At 58.5% G+C, this 19,802-nt stretch carries 14 protein-coding genes; 9 read left to right on the top strand and 5 right to left on the bottom strand.

Going from position 1 to position 19,802, the window contains the following annotated elements:
* Positions 1–67: 67 nt before the first annotated feature.
* The 5 genes from GGD46_RS16480 to GGD46_RS16460 all read right to left on the bottom strand — a co-directional run bounded on the left by GGD46_RS16480 (position 68) and on the right by GGD46_RS16460 (position 6,365).
* Positions 68–619: a hypothetical protein gene (locus GGD46_RS16480; protein WP_184705737.1), complete on the bottom strand. Its 552-nt coding sequence runs from the start codon at positions 617–619 to the stop codon at positions 68–70.
* Positions 612–3,443, bottom strand: a complete 2,832-nt coding sequence (locus GGD46_RS16475; RefSeq protein WP_184705735.1) for a 2Fe-2S iron-sulfur cluster-binding protein — start codon at positions 3,441–3,443, stop codon at positions 612–614. The genes GGD46_RS16480 and GGD46_RS16475 overlap by 8 nt, the downstream gene beginning before the upstream one ends.
* Positions 3,440–3,706, bottom strand: a complete 267-nt coding sequence (locus GGD46_RS16470; protein ID WP_184706224.1) for a sarcosine oxidase subunit delta — start codon at positions 3,704–3,706, stop codon at positions 3,440–3,442. Before GGD46_RS16470 ends, GGD46_RS16475 begins: the two co-directional genes overlap by 4 nt.
* 9 nt (positions 3,707–3,715) lie before the next feature.
* Positions 3,716–4,969, bottom strand: a complete 1,254-nt coding sequence (locus GGD46_RS16465; protein WP_184705733.1) for a sarcosine oxidase subunit beta family protein — start codon at positions 4,967–4,969, stop codon at positions 3,716–3,718.
* 610 nt (positions 4,970–5,579) lie between these two features.
* Entirely contained in the window at positions 5,580–6,365 is a 786-nt protein-coding gene (locus GGD46_RS16460) for a LytTR family DNA-binding domain-containing protein (RefSeq protein ID WP_184705731.1), read from the bottom strand.
* A gap of 90 nt (positions 6,366–6,455) precedes the next feature.
* On the opposite strand from GGD46_RS16460, the gene GGD46_RS16455 reads away from it, so the two are divergent.
* The 9 genes from GGD46_RS16455 to GGD46_RS16415 all read left to right on the top strand — a co-directional run bounded on the left by GGD46_RS16455 (position 6,456) and on the right by GGD46_RS16415 (position 19,792).
* Positions 6,456–7,532, top strand: coding sequence for an alpha/beta hydrolase family protein (locus GGD46_RS16455; protein ID WP_184705729.1), 1,077 nt, complete (start codon positions 6,456–6,458; stop codon positions 7,530–7,532).
* A 116-nt stretch (positions 7,533–7,648) separates the two neighbouring features.
* The gene (locus tag GGD46_RS16450) at positions 7,649–8,344 is read left to right on the top strand and encodes a TetR/AcrR family transcriptional regulator (protein WP_246806343.1); all 696 of its coding nucleotides are present in this window, start codon (positions 7,649–7,651) and stop codon (positions 8,342–8,344) included.
* Between the two features lie 594 nt (positions 8,345–8,938).
* Positions 8,939–10,081 carry an ABC transporter substrate-binding protein gene (locus tag GGD46_RS16445; protein WP_184706220.1) on the top strand — a complete coding sequence of 381 codons (1,143 nt, stop codon included), beginning with the start codon at positions 8,939–8,941 and terminating at the stop codon, positions 10,079–10,081.
* A gap of 129 nt (positions 10,082–10,210) precedes the next feature.
* Complete coding sequence (locus tag GGD46_RS16440; protein ID WP_184705727.1) at positions 10,211–11,656, top strand: amidase; 1,446 nt, start codon at positions 10,211–10,213, stop codon at positions 11,654–11,656.
* A 330-nt stretch (positions 11,657–11,986) separates the two neighbouring features.
* Entirely contained in the window at positions 11,987–13,501 is a 1,515-nt protein-coding gene (locus GGD46_RS16435; protein WP_184705725.1) for a malonyl-CoA synthase, read from the top strand.
* A 200-nt stretch (positions 13,502–13,701) separates the two neighbouring features.
* Positions 13,702–14,067 (top strand): hypothetical protein, encoded by a 366-nt coding sequence (locus GGD46_RS16430; protein ID WP_184705722.1) that lies wholly within the window; start codon positions 13,702–13,704, stop codon positions 14,065–14,067.
* A gap of 323 nt (positions 14,068–14,390) precedes the next feature.
* Complete coding sequence (locus GGD46_RS16425) at positions 14,391–14,696, top strand: hypothetical protein (RefSeq protein WP_184705721.1); 306 nt, start codon at positions 14,391–14,393, stop codon at positions 14,694–14,696.
* A gap of 487 nt (positions 14,697–15,183) precedes the next feature.
* On the top strand, positions 15,184–17,004 hold the full coding sequence (locus tag GGD46_RS16420) for an ABC transporter ATP-binding protein (protein WP_184705718.1): 1,821 nt from the start codon (positions 15,184–15,186) through the stop codon (positions 17,002–17,004).
* Between the two features lie 877 nt (positions 17,005–17,881).
* Entirely contained in the window at positions 17,882–19,792 is a 1,911-nt protein-coding gene (locus tag GGD46_RS16415) for a potassium transporter Kup (protein WP_409527689.1), read from the top strand.
* Positions 19,793–19,802 lie beyond the last annotated feature (10 nt).

Below are 19,802 nucleotides of genomic sequence, written 5' to 3'. Positions count from 1 at the left end.
CTGGCACCGGCTTTAATGCAGCGACCGGGATACAACCTGTCAGCCTCCATCCGCGTCGCAGGGTTTCCTAAGCCCTGCCCGCCTCTATCGGTGTCAGGCGGCCGAGTTCCTCGAACCACTGCCAGAGATAGCCGGCCAAACCCCGATCTATGTGGAGGCGTATCGTGCTCTCGTCGCCGAAGCGATAAAGGTAAACATTTGCGCCGGCAAAACTGACCGCGGCGCTGCGCCCAGGCTCAGTGAGCGGCAGCGCAGTCGCTCGCTTGACGATTTCGATCGCGCCCTGCCCGGCGATTTCGAAGGCGACGAATGCGCCGCTCATTGACGTAACGGCATAGCCGTCGTCATGCCAGCCGGGCACGAAGGCCTCCGCATTGTCCGAGACGATCAGAAGGCGTTCGCGCGCCAGGCGAAGCGAAAAGCGCGTGCCGGTCACAAGGCCCAATGCTCCGGCCCCCTCGGAGCACACCCCCGCAATGCCTGCTGCCCTGTCGAGGGCGCCACTCACCATGAACTGGGCGCCGACATCGACGGTGCGAACAAGAGCACCGGCAACCTCGGCCCGGTAATCCTCCGCTGGAAGTGGTCTCCAGAGCTGCATCACACCGGGCTTAAGCATTGAGCCGTTCTCCCTTTACATCAAAGGCGCATGGTGGCGCGACGCGTGCATTGCGTGTCTTTCCCAGATGTTGAATCTGAATGATTTCGCCATGACGCGATGCTCCGCGCTCGATCAGGGCAAGCGCAATCGGCCGGTTCAATACCGGGCTGGAATAGCTGGAGGTGACGTAGCCGATGCTGCGCTTGCCGGACACGGTCGCCTCAATCCCGTGCGCTCCCGTCGCCAAGGGCGTATTGCCTTCCAGGACGTCCAGGCCGACGAGCTGCTTGCGATCCTGCCGCCGCGCCTCTTCGGAAAAAAGCGATCGGCGGCCGATGAAATCGACGGGCTTCTTCGCAAGGGGCGTGGATACTCCCAAATCCATCGGCAAGGTCAGGCCATCCGTATCCTTGCCGATCACGATGAAACCCTTTTCGGCGCGCAGCAGCATCAGAGCTTCGAGCCCAAGCACAACCGCATCGAAAGCGCGGCCTGCCTCCTGCAGTCGAGACCATAGCGGCGCCGCGCGATCGGCGCGGATCGACAGCTCGTAGCAGCGGTCGCCGGTGAAGCTCACCCGGGTGACGCGGACATTCTCCGGACCGAAACGGCCCCAGCTGGTTGCCATATGCGGCAGAGCCTCGTCATCGAGAGATAGTCCAAGATCGACCGCTTCCAGCAGCGCGCGCGACCTTGGGCCCGATACCGTCAGTGTCGCGGTGTCGGCCGTGGCGTTGTGAATGAAAAGCTGGTTGCGATCGAACCGATCCTGGCGCCACTCCTCAAGGAGTGCATGAACGCCTGTTACATGCGACGATGAACACGACACCAGGAACCGGTTCTCCTCGAGCCGGACAAGCACACCATCATCATAGACGACCCCCGCCTCGTTCAGGATCAAGCCATAGCGGCAGCGCCCCGGCTTCAACGTCGACATGGTGTTATAGTACACGAAGTCGACAAACTCCGCTGCCTGAGGGCCTTGAACCTCGATCTTGCCGAGGGGCGATCCGTCGAAAAGCGCCACGGTCTTTCGAGCCTTGGTCGCCTCGAGTTGAATGGCGGCGTCTTCGGTCATGTCGCCGTACCAGGCAGGTCTGAGCCAGCCGCCATATTCGCGAAGATTTGCGCCTGCTGCCCGATGCTCATTTTCGAGCGCCAGCCGTCGCGGTGGGTTCATGAGCGGCCCGCCACGCATTCCCGCCAATGAAGCAAGCGGCACGGGCGTAAATGGCGGACGGTAGGTTGTCGTGCCGACTGCTGGGATGGCGCGATCGGTAAGCTGCGCCATCAAGGCAAGACCATTCAGGTTTGATGTCTTGCCCTGATCAGTCGCCATGCCGAGCGTCGTATAGCGTTTGAGGTGTTCGACCGACACGAAGTTCTCGCGTGCCGCAAGCTCGATGTCCTTGACGGTGACGTCGTGCTGCAGGTCGAGCCAGACACGACCCGCCATCCCCGGCTGCGGCCATGCCGGGGCGATTGCAGAATCAGGAGCCTCGCATCCGACCTCGGGAATGGCTTCGATCGCGACACCGATCTTGCTCAAGACGGCCGCGGCGCTCTGCAGCACGTCTTGCAAGCCAAATCGACCGTCTGCAGCACCTGCAATCAACACCCGATCAACCTCATCGCCGGCGATGAAGGAAAGCAGGGTGTCGTCAAACCGAAGCTTCCCACGCGCCTGACAATAGAGATGCAATGTCGGCGTGAACCCGCCGGATGTAAGAACTGCATCCGCCACGATCCTCGTGCCGTCCTCAAGTGTCACGGCGCTGACCCGGCCCCTGCCGTGGGCCGAGGCAAGCCGCTGTCCTTTTCGATAGTCGACGACCGTAACCTTCGACCCGGCCGCCGCCAATGCCGAGGCGACCTCCTGGGTGTGGCCATTGTTGCCGGCGATCACAACATGTCTTCCGACCGCCACTCCATGGCGACGCAGATAAGAAAGTCCGGCCTCTGCCGACAGGATCCCCGGAAGGTCATTATTGGCAAATGACAGAGGCCGCTCGATGGCTCCTGTCGCCAACACTACCGTCTTCGGCCGGATCCGCCACAGCCGATCCGTGCCGTCTTTCCGGCGTTCATTCAGTCCGATCAACATATGATCGTAAACACCGAACGCCGTCGTGCGCGGCAGCAGGCGCGTGCCGAGTTCAGCGAGCCTTGCGACGACTTTGGTAATCCATTCCACGCCTGCGATGCCGTCGATGATGGCGGACCGGTGAAGCAGGGCACCACCAAACTCATGACCGTCGTCGCATAGAATGACTGACTGACCCGCCTCTACCACCTTGAGCGCCGTATAGAGGCCGGCAGCACCACCGCCGATGACAAGCACATCGTAGCTCTCATTCACCTGTTCTGCATAGCGCGGCAGATCAAGGTTCGGATCAAGCACGCTAAGGCCGGCCATATTGCGAATACGCGGCTCGAAGAGATGCCAGTCCGGCCACATGAAGGTCTTGTAGTAGAATGCCGAGGGGATGAAGCGTGCGAAACGATCGAGGAACGCATTCCGGTCCCTCGCCGCAGTCGGACTGGCATTGACGCTGCGCACGATCATGCCATCGACGGCAAGTTCGGTCGTTGCGCGGCAGTTTCGGATGGTAGAAGGCGCAATCACATCGACGATCGCGTTCGGCTCTTCGACACCCGCACCCCAGATCCCCCGCGGGCGATGATATTTAAAGCTGCGTCCGACGATACCGATCCCGTTTGCAAGAAGCGCGGAGGCGATCGTGTCGCCGGCAAAGCCATGAACATCCTCGCCGTCGAAGGTGAAGCGGATCGGCTTCGACCGGTCAATACGGCCAAGACTGTCGATGCGATGCGAGGTCATGACTGCGCATCTCCTAGAAAAGCAGCAGACGAGACCACGGCATGGGTCACGGTATCGCGATCCATTCGGAACATCTCGCCGCAGGTCATGTGCATCCACACCTCCGAGGCCGGCCCTTTCTGATTGTTGCGCAAGTACAGATAGGAGGACCAAGTCTCGTCGCTGACGTCAGAGCCTTCCGGCCGTATATTGCCGGAATCGCCTCCGAAGTGAAACTCGCTCTCGCTGCGCGGACCGCAGAATGGACAAGGAAAAAGCTGCATCATTCCCCCTCAATGCGCGATGCCGGAACCGGCGGCCTCGTCGATCAACCGGCCCTTTGCAAAGCGGTCGAGATCAAATGGTCGACTGATGTCGTGATGCCTGCCGGTTGCGAGCAAGTGGGCAAGCAGCGTCCCTCCCGCCGGAATTGCCTTGAACCCGCCGGTTCCCCAGCCGCAATTCAGGAAAAGGCCGAGAAGCGGGCTCTCACCAAAGATCGGTGAACTGTCGGGAACCACGTCGACGATCCCCGCCCATTGGCGCATCAGCTTGAGTTGGCGGAAGCTCGGAAACATCTCGAGCAGACCGGAAATGACGGTCTCAAGCGTTGGCAGATTGCCGCGCTGGCCATAGGAGGGAACTCGGTCCAATCCACCACCGATGACCATCTCGCCCTTGTCGGACTGGCTGACATAGACGCCGGTCGCCGGCGAGAGAACGACGCAATCGAGCGCCGGCTTTACCGGCTCGGAAACACAGGCCTGAAGCGCATAGGAGGTGATCGGCAGGCGGAAGCCGGCTTTTTCGGCAAGGACGCTCGAATGCCCGGCAACGGCCATGCCCGTTCTTTCAGCGCGAATGTCGCCCTTCGAGGTTCGCACGCCACGGCAGCGTCCGCCTTCGATGATGAATTCGCTGACCTCGCAGTTTTGAATAATATCGACGCCGAGCGTATCGGCCGCGCGGGCATATCCCCAGGCAACGGCATCATGCCGCGCTGTCCCCGCTCGTCTCTGGATCACGCCGCCGAAGATCGGGTAGCGCGCGTCCGGCGCGTCGTTGTAGAGCGGCACCAGCGCCCGTGTCTGCGCAACGGACAGCAGTTCCGCATCAATGCCGTTGATCTGCATGGCGTTGACGGTTCTCGCTGCCATTTCGAGATCCGCAGGGCTATGAGCCAGGCTGACCATGCCGCGCTGTGAGAACATGATGTTGTAGTTCAGCTCACGAGACAGGTTTTCGTAGAGCTTAAGCGCCAGTTCATAGAGCGCGGCGCTTTCCGGAAAGAAATAGTTGGAACGAATGGCTGTCGTGTTTCGGCCCGTATTGCCACCGCCAAGCCAACCGCGCTCGATAATCGCGACATTGGTGATGCCATGGTTCTTGGCGAGATAATATGCAGTGGCAAGCCCATGTCCGCCACCGCCGATGATGATGACGTCGTAGCGCGTCTTCGGCTCCGGCGACCGCCAAGCCTTTTGCCAACCCCTTTGATTGTTCAGCCCCTCTTTCAGGAGGGCAAATGCCGAATATTTCTTTGTCATGACGGCTCCCCGCCCCAGGTTTGCAGGAAACTTGACCGGAAAAGCCGCCCAGCCTTCCAAGAAGCTACCCGCCTCAAGCCAGGAGGATCCTCGCGCCGCCATTGCCTGCCGATCTGCATCGGGCGCGCAGCGATCATTGTGACATTGGCGCGTAAGATCCCTAGACGCACAGCGTACGACCGATCGAACGGGGCAAGGTGCAGGACTCCTGGTCAAGGTTGCAGTGACGAGACGATAATCATTATGTACACTTATGTCCATAAATATTTCGCGGACGCAGGCGATAGTGAGCTACACGCAACCGGCGACCTGCAATTTCGGCTATTGAGTCTGAATTATCCCAATATCTCGAGAGAAATTCCAGCATTCACACAGATACGCAATGGACATTTATGTCCACATTCTAGCCTTTTCAGCCTAGTGCACGCCTGCGCTCAGGGCTTTCCTACATGATGGGTGTGAGATGATTTCCGTGGCCGCGACAGCGAGCCGTCATGCGCGATTTGTCATGGCTACCGCAGGCGTAGATGAGCACGCATTCGGCTAATAAAAACGCGGCGCATCTGATCTGGATTGAATGCACCATTGCGGTCACTGCGGCCAGTCTCGACTAACCCGCCAAGGCCTCGCTCAACAGTTTTCGGCCCGAACGGCTGACCGGTAGCACCGTATCGTCATTGAGGCGGACGCCATGCCTGCCGCCACGCGCCGCCGTCTCTTCGGCAAGCTCGCGCGACACCCAGTGCGAGCGATGGACGCGCACGCCGGCGTCCTCGCCCATCGCCCCAATCGCGGCTGCGAGATTCATCAGGATCAGGGCTTCGCCACGGTCGGTCCGTACTCGTACATAATGGTCCTCGGCGCTCAGGGCGAGGATGACGGCGCTACGGATCCCGACCGGAAGCTTCGCGCGCAGTGCCTGGTCGGCCGTCGGATCAAGCTGCTGCGCATCACACGCGGTGCTTTGTGGGCGGGATTGCCGGAGCAAGATCCAGCCGAGACTTGCGATCGCAAGATTGGACAGCAGTACCTGTGTCGTCAGCTCGGAATAGGTGACATGGGCAAGCGCCCGAGGCGCCGACAAGCCTAAGGCCCCGAGAACGATCCAGCCGCCGACTGGAGCCGTTATGGCGCCAATCGCGAGCATCGCCCAAAATGGCAATGCGCCACCGAACCAAAATCGCTGGACGACTTCGCAGAGCGCAAAGACGATCGCGCAGATGGCAATGGCGACACCGACGAAATGCAGCAGACGGAGCGGAAGCGTCATGCTGACATAGGTGCCGAATGCCCCGGTTACGGCGAGCGCCGCCGCGGCGATGAGCGGCAGCAAGATGACAGCGGGACGGTGCCATCGAAGCGGCGCAGCCGCCGAGAGGATGCCGGGAATGGTCACTGGCGAATAAACCCTACCGTTCGCGAAATCGGGCTCGACCTGCTCGCCTGCCCGCACCTAACAGGATAGCGGCTCACAAGAGGTGCATCAATGACATTTGCGATTTACAAACGGCTTCGTTCCGCCACCTTGCTGCTCTGCAGCATACCAGTCGTAACAAGCCTGCTCTTCTCCGCCGCGAGAGCGGCCGAAGCAGGCTGGCGACCCTACGAGGTACCGCCCTCCGTCACCAATCCTGAGAAGATCCCGGCCGCACTGTACTACCCAACGCAGGCGCCTACCCGCTCGATCATGGTGGGATCGTTCACGGTCCACGCGACCCCTATGGCCGCTCCGGAGGCAAAGACCAAAGGTCTCATCGTGCTCAGCCACGGGACCGGCGGTTCGGAATTCGGCCAAAGCAGCTTGGCCGAGGCTCTCGCGCGGGACGGCTATCTGGTGGCGGCTCTGCGTCACCCCGGCGACAGTTACCAGGACAGTTCGCTGTGGCAAAAGCCGCTCGGCACCTACTTCACCGAGCGACCCCGCCAGGTCTCGCGGCTGATCGACGCGCTGCTTGCGGATCCCGAATGGAAGGACCGCATCGCTACGGATGCCCAAGGTCCGCGGATCGGCGCTGCCGGGCACTCGGCCGGCGGCTACACGGTGGTTGCCTTGGCGGGAGGGCGGGTCGATCTATCCCGAATTGGCACGCATTGCGTAAACGAGGCCCCGCAGGACCCGATCACTTGCGGCATGGTCCGCAACATTCAGCAGATGCAGGCGCCACTTGCGCTTGAATCGACCGCCGATCCGCGAATTCGCGCGATCGTCGCCATGGCGCCGGTCGGCGTCATGTTCACGGAGCAATCCTTGAAAGCCATCACCGTGCCTGCCCTGATCTATGCGGCAGAAAAGGACCGCTGGCTACCGCCAAGCTTTCACGCCGCATGGATCGGGCAGAACATTCCCGGAGCCACCTATCGCGTTGTCGCCAATGCCGGGCACTTCGCCTTCATGAACACCGCCAGTGCCCCGATCCAGACATTGGACGGCGACATCAGCGCCAACCCGCCCGGCTTTGACCGTACGGAGTTCCTGAAGCAGCTCGGCGAAGAAATCCCGGCATTCTTCGATCGAACGCTCACGCTCGAACCGAACGCGGTCAAGGCCAGCACGTCACCATAATTCTTCTGCCCTGGTTCGGGACCTTTCAGGTTTCTCGCGTAATGAGTACGAACGAGGTCGGATGCCCTTTATTCGATTTGTAAGGCGATGGCGAAAGCTGTACGAAGATGCCGACAATGAAACTTGCCGGCATCACCGTGCATCCGTCACCGTCCGAAGGTTCGACTATGGCTATCCGATCACAAGCAACCGTTGGAGCAACGAATGATGGCAGTGGGAAGCTGACGAAGGAGAATTGGCTTGATCTTGCCATGGAAACCCTGATCGCGGGTGGCATGGACCAGGTCAAAATCCAGGTCATGGCAAAAAAACTCGGCGTATCAAGGTCTAGTTTCTATTGGTTCTTTGACAGTATTCAGGATCTCCAGGACCAGATACTGGCGTATTGGCTGCGCAAGAATACCGGTCCGATCATCGAGCGGGCAATGCGACCGGCCACAACGGTCAACAAGGCGGTTTGCAATATATTCGAGTGCTGGATCGACAACAGACTTTTCGAACCCGATCTCGATCTCGCAATTCGCTTTTGGGGCCGCCACGAACCGAGAATTCGATCGGTCGTCGATGAAGCGGACCGGCAGCGCGTCGAAGCGGTCACCCGCATGTTCGAGCGGTATGGTTTTCCTCAGGAAGAGGCCAATACCAGAGCCAGGGTTCTCTATTATACCCAAATCGGCCATTTCACCTTGCAGGTACGGGAGACGCTTGCCGAGCGATACTCTCACCTGCGTTCCTACCTGGTTACATTCACCGGCGTTGAACCTACTCCTGCCGATATGGAAGACCTTCGGGCATCGATGGCGACAGACTGACATCCGAAGTGCGCAAATCACCCCTTCTGCCCGCACGGAGGAACATTCCTGAAAAGTGCGGGGCACTTTTGCGCGTTCGCCGACCCCGTTTTGAGCTCCTTCGAAATGCCGCATTTCGAACGATCGGGAGGCAAACTTCGCAAATGCGGCGGCGTTTCCGCCTCGGTGAGAATGGTGACAGGCGCGAGAAAATGCGCCCGTTTTGTTATTTATTTAACATGTAAATCATCTTGACAGGCACGGCTGCGCGATCAATTCTAATATTGAACAACGGGTTCAAATATCGAACACCCAACAACTCGCCTCATTGTCGAGTATGGGCTCGTTGACTTTTGGTGGCGCACCAGTGGGGAGGAAAACCATAAAGCCAGCCTGGCTTGGATGAATTTAGCACACGCAACTGGTATCAGCCCTCTCTACTGGGCGCGCTATTGGTTCATATGTGTGGAACCGCAGCACTCATATCCGAGCCAGATATAAGTCATACTCATTGATAGAGAACCCCAAAATGCATCCGATGCCGCAAGAAGCATCCGGATAATAAGAGGGAACAAAATGATTAGAACTTACGGCATCTTTTCTGGCTCATTTTTCATGGCAATGGCAATCTCAGGTGTAGCATCGTCGGTGCAGGCGGCTCCCATCTGCAAAAGTGACCCTATTCATATCGGCGCTATCTCAACAATTACAGGCCTTTCCGATTTTTCCGATGCACCCAAGGCAACAAAGGCAACATTTGATGCGTTCAATGAAGCTGGTGGCGCAAATGGATGCAAGGTTGACTATATTATCGCTGATGACAAAGGTGATCCACAAGTAGCATCTCAGGCAGCCCGGGATCTGATTGACAACAAGAATGTTGTCGCTCTTGCTGGCGGCGCAAGCCATCTGGATTGCTCCGTCAATGCGGGGATCTACAATCGAAATGGAGTGCTATCAGTTCCAGCCGTCGGTATAGATCCCGTCTGCTTTAATGCTCCGAGCATTTCTCCCGTCAATGTCGGTCCATATACGCTCAGTACCGTAATGCTGGATTATGCAAGCAGTACGCTTAAAGCCAAGAACCTATGTGCCTTCTTCATCATCATTGGAGGTACTAAGGAGGCATATGCAAATGCCGTATCCGCATGGGAAAAGGCGAGAGGAAAGAAAATGGCCCTCGTCGATATGACGCTCCCACCACAGGGGGATTTGACGCCTTATCTCATTCGGGCACGCGATGCCGGTTGCGATGCCGTGCTGACCAACCATGTGGAGCCGGGAGCAGTCCAATGGGTCAAGACTGCTGATGCGCAGAAAATTTCCGGTATCAATTGGCTGTTTCTGGCGGCCAGCTACACCGAAGGCGTAGCCACATCGCTCGCCAACAGTAAGCAACCTGTCTATGTCGGAACCGAGTGGGAACCATATACTGAGGACGGTGGGGCCAATGCCGATTGGGCCAAGACCATGGAGAAGGCTGGCTTGAAAAAGACGGCTTTCTCGCAGGGTGGCTATCTTGCCGCAAAGGTGATGATTGACGTGATATCCGGGATCGACGGCGAGGTCACTCGCGATTCCGTCACTTCAGCCTTGAAGCAAGGTGGAAAGCTCAACTATCCGATGGCCGGCAGCAGCTACGTCTTTGGCGATGCAAAAGCCCATTCGCCAATGAAAGCCACGAAGGTCATGCAGCTTGTCGAGGGAAAGTGGATCGTCAAGACGGATGATTGGTATTCGCTGCCCCAGGCCGAATAGTCTGCGATCAGGTCGGCGCGCGCCCCGCTTGGGGTCGCGCCAGCGGCATGCACAAGATCAAAGACTGAGAGCGCAGGAAGCATAGATCAGGGTTCGCGGCACGCTCAGAAAGTATGGAGAGGCTATCAGATGGCGTCATATGCCAAGTTCACCGGCCCGGAACTCTCAGCAAAGGAGGCCCATGAAGTCGTCGGATTGTTGCGACGGAGGGAAATCAGCCCATCCGAACTTTTGAGCGCAGCCTATGATCGCATAGAAGCGGTCGAACCGGTCGTCAATGCGATGCCGGCCCTCTGCCGGCAGCGAGCGGAAGCTGAGGCCCGTCACATCGCAAACAGCACCGATAGCGCGAGCACCATGCTTTGCGGATTGCCGATATCAATCAAGGACCTGACCAACGTTGCCGGCGTGCGCACGACGATGGGTTCAAAAGGGCTCGCCGAGCATATTCCACAGGAGAGCGATCCGCTTGTATTGCGCCTCGAGGTGCGGGGCGGCATCGTCACGGGCAAGACCAATACCCCGGAATTTGGCGCAGGCGCGAACACGTTCAATGCGGTGTTCGGCATGACCAGGAATCCATGGGATACGTCGAAAAACGCGGGCGGATCGTCAGGAGGTGCGGCGGTATCGCTTGCCACCGGCGAGGTATGGTTGGCGCACGGATCCGACCTTGCCGGATCGCTTCGAACGCCCGCGGCATATTGTGGCGTCGTTGGCCTCCGGCCCAGTCCTGGGATTGCCGGCGGAGGACCTGGCCCCATCAAGTTTCACAGGGAAGGCGTACAGGGGCCAATGGCGCGCAGCGTGCGCGATTGTGCGCTGTTTCTTGACGCCATGGCGGGTTTCGACCCGAGGTCGCCCATTTCCTACCCAGCTCCCTCGGATCCATATGAGGATGCCGTCACTCGGGCTGAAGGTAGCCTTCGGATCGCCTATACACCCGATATGAATGGGTTTGCTGTCACGTCCAAAGCGATGGATGAGCATCTGCGCGCGGCGCTGCTTCGTTTGGAACGGGCCGGCTCAATTGTCGAGGAGGCCTGCCCGCCTTTGCCGGATTTGGATCGAACATATCGCGTCCTTCGTGCAATGCTATGGGCCGCGCTGCCTGGCAGGGCTCCGACGGAGGTGCAACGCCATTTCAAGGACACACTTCGCGAAAACATCGAATTCGGAAAAGCCATCACCATTGAAGATGTTTACGACGCCCAATATGGCCGCACGCGAATTTTCGACAATATGGTCGGCTTTCTTGAGAATTTCGATGTCCTCGCATGCCCGGTGGTTGGTCTCATGCCGGGTCCGATAGAGGAGGAGTATCCAACCCATGTCGATGACGTCCCACTGGACGACTATATCAGCTGGTTACGGTTTTCATATTTGGCGACGGTCACAGGTCTTCCGGCAATATCCGTGCCTGTCGGCCTGAACGAGGATGGGCTTCCTGTGGGACTGCAGCTGATCGGCCAACCTCGGGGAGAGGCAGCCTTGCTTGCCGCGGCTCGTATCGTCGAAGCCAATCTGGGCGGCCCTCTTGGGCCTATCGACCCGATCGTCACACATCGCTGCTAGCAATCGGATTGGCTCCAGTGACGGTCTTCTTCCTCGGCAGCCTTTGGCCGCAATCCTGTGTGATGATTTCTGCTGACAGCATACGCGGCTTCCAATGCCGAGGGGATGGCGATGGGTCCCCTCGCTGTGCGAGGCGCTAGTGGTGCGATGGTCGGCTATTTTCACGAACTCGGCCAAATCGAGATTGGCCGGGAACCATTCGCTCGCGTGGCGCAGTCATTGCGACAGCATCCACTCGTAAGCTACTTATTGTAGATCAACGGGAGAGCGTTTCATCTCCCATATGAATGGAAGCTGCGCCAAAAGAAGCGTCTCAGGGGAAATGCTACAATGAACAACTACCTTTTCGATGCGATCCGCACTGCCGCAACAGAGGATGCAACCTTTATCGAAACGCCGGACGGTGGACGCTTATCCTATGCCGATATGTTCGATCGCTCCGGGCGTCTCGCCGCGGCGATTTGCGAGCTGGGCGTGTTGCCGGGCGATCGAGTGGCGGTCCAGGTGGAGAAGAGCCCGGATGCGCTCATGCTCTATCTCGCCTGCGTTCGCGCCGGAGCGGTCTATCTCCCTCTCAACACGGCCTACACCCTGAAGGAGCTTGATTACTTCGTTGGCGATGCCGAACCCAAGCTTATCGTCGTGTCATCCAGATCGCTTGAAGGCGCACACGCCATCGCAAGTGCCTATGGCGCCCATGTCGCGACGTTGGATGAGACTGGCGGCGGCTCGCTACTTGATCTTGCCCGAACCAAGAAGGCCAACTTTGCCGATGTAAATCGCGACGGTGACGACCTTGCGGCGATCCTCTACACATCAGGAACGACCGGTCGGTCGAAAGGAGCCATGTTGACGCATGACAATCTCCTCTCGAACGCAGTCACCTTGCGCCGTGCCTGGCGCTTTACGAGTGCCGATAGATTGATCCACGCCTTGCCGATCTTCCATACGCATGGCCTGTTCGTCGCTACCAACGTAACCTTGCTTGCCGGGGCATCGATGTATCTCTTGCCCAAGTTCGATCCGCACGAAGCCCTGCAATTGATGCCGGCGGCAAGCGTGATGATGGGCGTTCCGACGTTTTATGTTCGCTTGCTCCAGCATCCCGGGCTGACGCGGAAGGCGACAACCGGCATGCGCCTGTTCGTCTCCGGTTCGGCGCCGCTGCTTGCCGAAACGCATCGCAGCTTTCACGAGAAGACGGGTCATGCGATTCTCGAGCGATACGGCATGACCGAAACCAACATGAACACCTCTAATCCCTATGTCGGGGATCGGATCGCAGGCACAGTCGGCTTCCCCTTGGACGGCGTCGAGGTTCGCATTACAGATCCCGACTCCGGTCGCACGCTTGCATCAGAAGAGACCGGGATGATTGAGGTGAAGGGACCCAATGTCTTTAAGGGCTACTGGCGGATGCCCGAAAAGACCGCCGCCGAATTTCGCGCCGACGGCTTCTTCATCACCGGCGATCTCGGAAAGATCGACGAGCGCGGCTATGTCCACATCGTTGGCCGTGGCAAGGATCTGGTGATTTCGGGTGGATACAACATCTATCCGAAGGAAATAGAGACCGAGATCGACAGCTTGCCGGGGGTCGTCGAAAGTGCCGTCATCGGAGTTCCACATCCCGACTTTGGCGAGGGCGTTACCGCCATCGTCGTCGCTGACAAGGATGTCGGGCTCGACGAGCAGACTATTCTTGACGGATTGGTGGACCGTCTTGCTCGCTACAAGCAGCCAAAGCGCGTAATATTCGTCGATGAACTGCCGCGCAACACAATGGGCAAAGTGCAGAAAAATCTCCTTCGCAACGCCTATGCGCAGCTCTACAACGAGAGCTGACACCAAAATACGAAACAGAGTCTCTTCCAGTCTCCACGCACGAAGAGGCTTTCCGGATCTCAATCCGCAGCGGACATCCTGGCTCTGCGCGCCCTTGCGTGCCGACTTTTGCCACGCCCCTTATCTTTACGGCGCGGCTCATTCCGACACTGCCGGCGCGCCTGATTTAGCAGAGCGTCAACCCAAACCATGCAAGGTTGATGGGGCTCCAAATAAGGAAAACCGATATAGTTTCTGCGGTCTCCTCGTCATCGACGGCAGCAGCGACTGCCAACTCTTCGTCTTCGATCGCCACCGAGGCTCAGCTCAAGGTCACGATCAAAGAGAAGAACAGAGACCTCGACAAGGCGACGGACGAGAAGACAAGGGCCGCTCTGCAAAAGCAGATCACCAAGCTGCAAGCTCAGCTTCAAAAGCTGCAAAATGCCGACAAAGCGAAATCCACGGCAGGTGTGGACGAGCAGAACCATGCATCGACCGCGACGCTCTCGGGTGAAAGCGACCGGATCGGCAGCAAGAATTTCGATAGCGCCACTGACTTCGGCCAGCGGGAAGCCTACGTCTGAGGCATCTCTTTTCCTGGGTATGCCACGCCCCAACCTCCTCGTTCTCACAGGATTACAGGCGCAAGACCGTCGGGCATTTTGCTGGGATCGCGCTAACTTGCCGGCAGATGCGGGTGCGGGTCTGCCGGGAAATCTGGGGCCGCGACAAGGCTCCGTCTCCTTGTCCCTTCAATGCGGCTTTCTCCTCTCTGAAGATCGGACACAGCGAATTCTGCGGGCAGGATGGTCCCAGCGGATTCACGCGGTCGTTTGTATAAAAGTTTGAGTTGACCACGTTCGACGGCAAGGAGACACTCGGGACTGCAACAAGGCAGGAGGAAAAAATGGACGAGCAGAACCGCTGGCTCCACATGGCCAGCGCGCCGAGAGACGGCAGCCGGATCCTCGTGACGATACGCCCATCGGAACAGGGGCCTGCAGAGGTTGATCTTGCCTATTGGTCAAATGGGGATCAGTTCGGGACGGAGGGATGGCGGGCTTCCGATTCGGCGCCAGGCCGCATCATCGAATATGCCGAGCCGGAGCTGAAATGCTGGATGCCGATGCCGCTGGCCAGCCTTACTCGCGCCTCCATGCCTTCACCCTGGGAAGGCGATGCTACTCAGCAGCTCGACGGGTCAGGTATCTGAGAAATCCATCGCCGTCGCATAAGGAGCCAATCGCGCGCTGAGGACAAAACCCAGAGCATGGTTCCAAACAAGCCTTTCGTTAGCGGACAGGCCAACCGGCGCCAAATTGCGGCGAAGCCGACGAGACCCGCATCTGTCGCTACTGAACAGACTTCCTGACGCAAATCGATGGACTTGCCGATGTTGCAACTTTGCCGCAACTCACAACTTAGCCGTAAATATCGCGAAATTTGACTTGGCCTGCGCGCTTAACCAATCTAGGATTGATAATCTTCAACACGGTTCCAGGGAGTTTCAATGACAAATTTTTCAAACTCCCCAGTGGCTTGCGCGACTATCGCCTGAAGCCGCCGGCGCTTTCAACGCCAAAGAACCCGATGAACTGGCTCTAACCTTCTCATCGATCGCCTCTCACCAAACCATTTCGCGCGATTTTGCGCGGACGTTCCTTTCCCTATGACGGAGCCGGCGAAAGCCGGATACATCAATGGCTCTCGGTTTCAAATCCCGCCGCAGCGGGTCCTTTCGCAGCGTTTTCAAATATTGCTGGGCTCATTGGAAGCATCAGCCGGGCCGTATGTCATTCATGCTGTTCACGGTGATGCTGTCGACGCTTGCCGATGTGCTCACGCCCTTGTTCTCTGGTCGTCTGGTGGATGCGGTCGTGTCCGGCAAGGCCAGCGACATAGCAACATGGAACAATGCCATCACCGCATTCTTTTGGCTGATGGTACTATCCATCGGTGCTGTCATTCTTCGGCATGCCACCTTCACCGCCATCATCGGCTTCACGCTGAGGTCCATGTCGGAGATCGCGGCGAATTCCTTCTTCCACATCCAGCGGTTTTCGAGTGACTGGCACGCCAACAGCTTCGCCGGTTCCACTGTTCGCAAGGTGACCCGCGGCATGTGGGCGCTCGACCTGCTCAACGACACCGTCTTCATCGCGCTGTTCCCATCGCTGGTTATGCTCATTGGCTCGACAGTTTTGATGACGTGGTACTGGCCGATGATGGGATTGCTCGTCGGCGCCGGATCCGTACTCTTTATCGCGTTCACGGCCACAATGGCGCTGCGCTATGTCGCGCCGATGGCCAGCATGGCCAATAGCTGGGATACGCGCCTTGGCGGTGCCCTTGCCGATGCCGTAACCTGTAATGCGGTGGTCAAGGCTTTTGGCGCCGAAGACCGGGAAGATAGGCGTCTCGCCACGGTCATGGGCAAGTGGCGGGACCGGACCGCGCGTACATGGATGCGAGGCACGGTGAATGGCACCCTGCAGAGCGCACTTCTCAGCCTGTTGCGCGGCTGCGTGCTGGGCCTTGCTCTATGGCTCTGGGCCAACGGCAAGGCCAATGCGGGCGACATCACCTTTGTGCTAACGGCGTTTTTTATCCTTCAGGGATATTTGCGTGAAATCGGCATGCACATCCGCAACCTGCAGCGCTCGGTGAACGACATGGAGGAACTTGTCACCATCCATGCCCAGCCTTTGGGCGTGGAGGACCTTCCGGGCGCCCCAGCGCTCCACGTGAAGGCTGGCCGGATCGAATTCGATCGCGTCACCTTTCACTATGGCAACCATCATGACCCGCTCTACAGAGACTTCTCGGTTACCATCAAGCCTGGCGAGCGCGTCGGCCTCGTCGGCCATTCCGGTTCGGGAAAGACCACCTTCATCAAGCTGATCCAGCGCTTGCATGACGTAAACCACGGTACGGTCTTAATTGATGGACAGGATATTTCGAAGGTGGCGCAGACGTCCCTTCGCCGTCAGATCGCGATCGTGCAGCAGGAACCCATCCTGTTTCACCGCTCGCTGGCGGAAAATATCGCCTATGCGCGGCCAACGGCCACACATGCGGAAATCAGGCGGGCGGCAGAGCTTGCTAGCGCCCACGACTTTATCGAAGCCCTGCCGAAGGGTTACGGGACGCTTGTCGGTGAACGCGGCATCAAGCTTTCCGGCGGCGAACGGCAACGCATCGCCATCGCCCGCGCTTTCCTGGCCGATGCGCCGATCCTGATCCTCGACGAGGCGACTTCGAGTCTCGATTCGGAATCGGAGATGCTCATCCAGCAGGCGATGGAACGGCTGATGGAGGGGCGCACCACACTCGTGGTCGCGCACAGGCTGTCGACCGTGCGCGCGCTTGACCGACTGCTGGTCTTCGAACATGGGCACATTGCCGAGGAAGGCACACATGCCAGCCTCATTCGGCGCAATCGCGGGATTTACCGCGGACTGTTCGAGCGCCAAGCCCTGGAGCTGACGCGGGGGATCGCAAACGAGGGGTTGATCGACTAAGTGCCCTGCTCACCGAGCGCGATGATGCATCCTTGACCCTGAAACGTCAGGAGGAGGATGCATCATTGGCTGCGTGGCGTATCCATCGTTATCCAAGACGCGCCGCATGCTGAGGGAGGCTATTTCCGCCGGTCAGCCTGTCTGCTGCCGATTGCGCTTTGACCTTGGCCAATGTGCGGGTGCCTGGACGATATCTGTAGTGTCACGGCCGGATTCTCTGCCGCGTTGATGCAAGAGCACCCGCCCCAGGGTCGGTTGGCCGATGTTTTGGCGAAACCGGGCCCAAATACTTCAAGAGGCCAAGCTTGCCTGCTCACTGGGATCCCGCCTTCACGGGACTTGCTCACCGCAATGAAGTGCATGGGAAGTGCATGGCGCGAACGTCGTCACCTGGCTGACAACGCAATCATCACATCGACGACCTGAAGCTTCGTCAATCACTCAAGATATCTGGAGACAGATCGAATCTCAATCAAGCTGGATGCTCGGAACAGAATGCGACGAGAACCGGCATAAACTGCAACAATCCTAGTCCCACAGAGCAGCACATGAGGATGGCGACGACAGCCGATACCATTGAAGATTGCATGATGCCGCCGATGCGAGGATCGGAGCAGGCGGCGTCGATCTATACTCAAATCGTCAAGTTGCAGCAATTGACGTCATCGAGACACCGCAGTCGAGAATAGAACACTCCTGCTCGTCAATGAAGCATCCGTGGCCCTCTACATCCTGACAGGATATCGGCAGTACAGGCAATACTTAGCCAGCTCTCTGCCAGAGGCGCAACGAACAGAATGATTTCCGGCGATCCGTCATCTACTCTTCCCAAATTGCGTTTACGACTATAATCTCGAAGCAAAAAATGGGAGGACTGATGACAGCGACGACCGACACCAAATCGCTGGCGCTCCCGCCAAAGAAAACCTTTGCAATGCCACTTGCTGCGCTTGGTATCGTTTATGGCGATATCGGCACAAGTCCACTCTACGCCCTCAAGGAAGCGGTGAGGGCAGCGGCGAACGGATCGCCGCCGGATGCTCAGGCGGTCATAGGTGCGGTATCCGTCATCTTTTGGGCCTTGATCTTCATTGTCTCGCTGAAATACGCCGTTCTGATCCTCCGAGCCGATAATCGCGGCGAAGGCGGAATCGTCGCGATGCTGGCGCTGCTGCATGCCCGTGAGGCCCCTGCCCGCTCACCACGGGCGATCCTGCTTGTCGTCGGGCTCGTCGGCGCCGCCCTGCTCTACGGAGATGGGACGATCACGCCGGCCGTATCCGTGCTTTCGGCAGTCGAAGGCCTAAAGGTCGACGCGCCGTCGCTCAGCACCTACGTCGTTCCGATTACGATTGCGGTGCTGGTCGGCCTGTTCGCGGTTCAGCGATACGGAACCTCTTCCATTGGCCGCGTCTTTGGACCAATCATGCTCCTCTGGTTCATCGCCATCGGGCTTCTGGGTCTTAAGGGCCTTCTGGAAGGCCCCGCAATCCTTGCGGCATTGAATCCGCTCAACGCGCTGGAATTCCTGCTGGGTGTGAGCTGGGGAGTGAGATTTGCCATGCTCGGCGCTGCCTTCCTGGCCGTGACCGGCGGCGAGGCCATGTATGCGGATATGGGACATTTTGGACGCGGCCCCATCCGCGCCGCATGGTTCGGCGTCGTCCTTCCCGCGCTGACCTTGAACTATCTTGGCCAGGGCGGCCATCTGCTCGCCTATCCCGCTGCGAGCGACAATCCGTTCTTCCAGCTTTCGCCTGACTGGGCGCATTATCCGATGGTGTTCTTCGCAACGGCTGCAACCGTGATCGCAAGCCAGGCCATCATCTCGGGCGCGTTCTCGCTTACACAGCAGTCCATACAGCTCGGCTTCCTGCCTCGTATGCACGTGAAGCACACGGCGGCGCATGAAATCGGTCAGATCTACATTCCGTTCGTCAACGTGCTCCTGGCGATCGGCACAATCGCCGCCGTACTCGTATTCCGGTCATCCGACGCACTTGCCGGCGCCTATGGCATTGCCGTTTCTGCGCTGATGATCATTACGACAGTTCTGGCGGCCCTGATTGCACGGCAATGGGGCTATAACCTGGTAGCGGTCGTTGCCGTCAACGGCAGCTTCTTCATAATCGATGCCATCTTCTTCTCGGCAAACAGCCTGAAGCTACTGGAAGGCGGCTGGTTCCCGCTTCTGCTCGCTGCCCTCATCGCCTTCGTCATGCTGACGTGGCGGAGGGGCGAGCAAATCGTTGAAAGGATGCGTGTCGACTTGCGGCATCCCGAAGACGAGATGCGCAGAAAGATCGCAGATCCGAACCTCATCAGGCTGCCCGGCGCCGCCGTCTTCCTGACCTCGGCAAAGACCGGCATGCCGCTCGCAATGGCGAATTTCCTGCGGCATAACCATGCACTCCACAAACGCATTCTTCTCATCACCGTACAATCGAGCGAGCAGCCGAGAATTGCCGATGCCGCACGAACGGAGGTGTCCGAACTGGGGTTTGGGGTCAGCCGTGTTGTCATCAGCTATGGCTTTACCGAGCAACCGGATGTACCGCATGCGATCCAAAAAGCGGTGGAGAGCGGCATTCTGGACGGACTTGATCCTCGCAAGCTTTCTTACATCATCGGGAGCGAGACGATTATTCCGTCCGAACATTCACGCGCAATGTCGCATTGGCGCGAGATTCTGTTCGCATTCGTACAGCATAATTCGGAACGTAGCGCCGTCTGGTTCAAAGTTCCGCCAAAGCAGGCCGTGGAATTTGGCACGGAGATCGAGATTTAAAGATCGGCTT

The sequence above is a fragment of the Martinezella lusitana genome (genome assembly GCF_014207095.1).
GTDB lineage: Bacteria > Pseudomonadota > Alphaproteobacteria > Rhizobiales > Rhizobiaceae > Rhizobium > Rhizobium lusitanum_B.
This window is presented reverse-complemented; position numbering and strand designations above follow the sequence as displayed.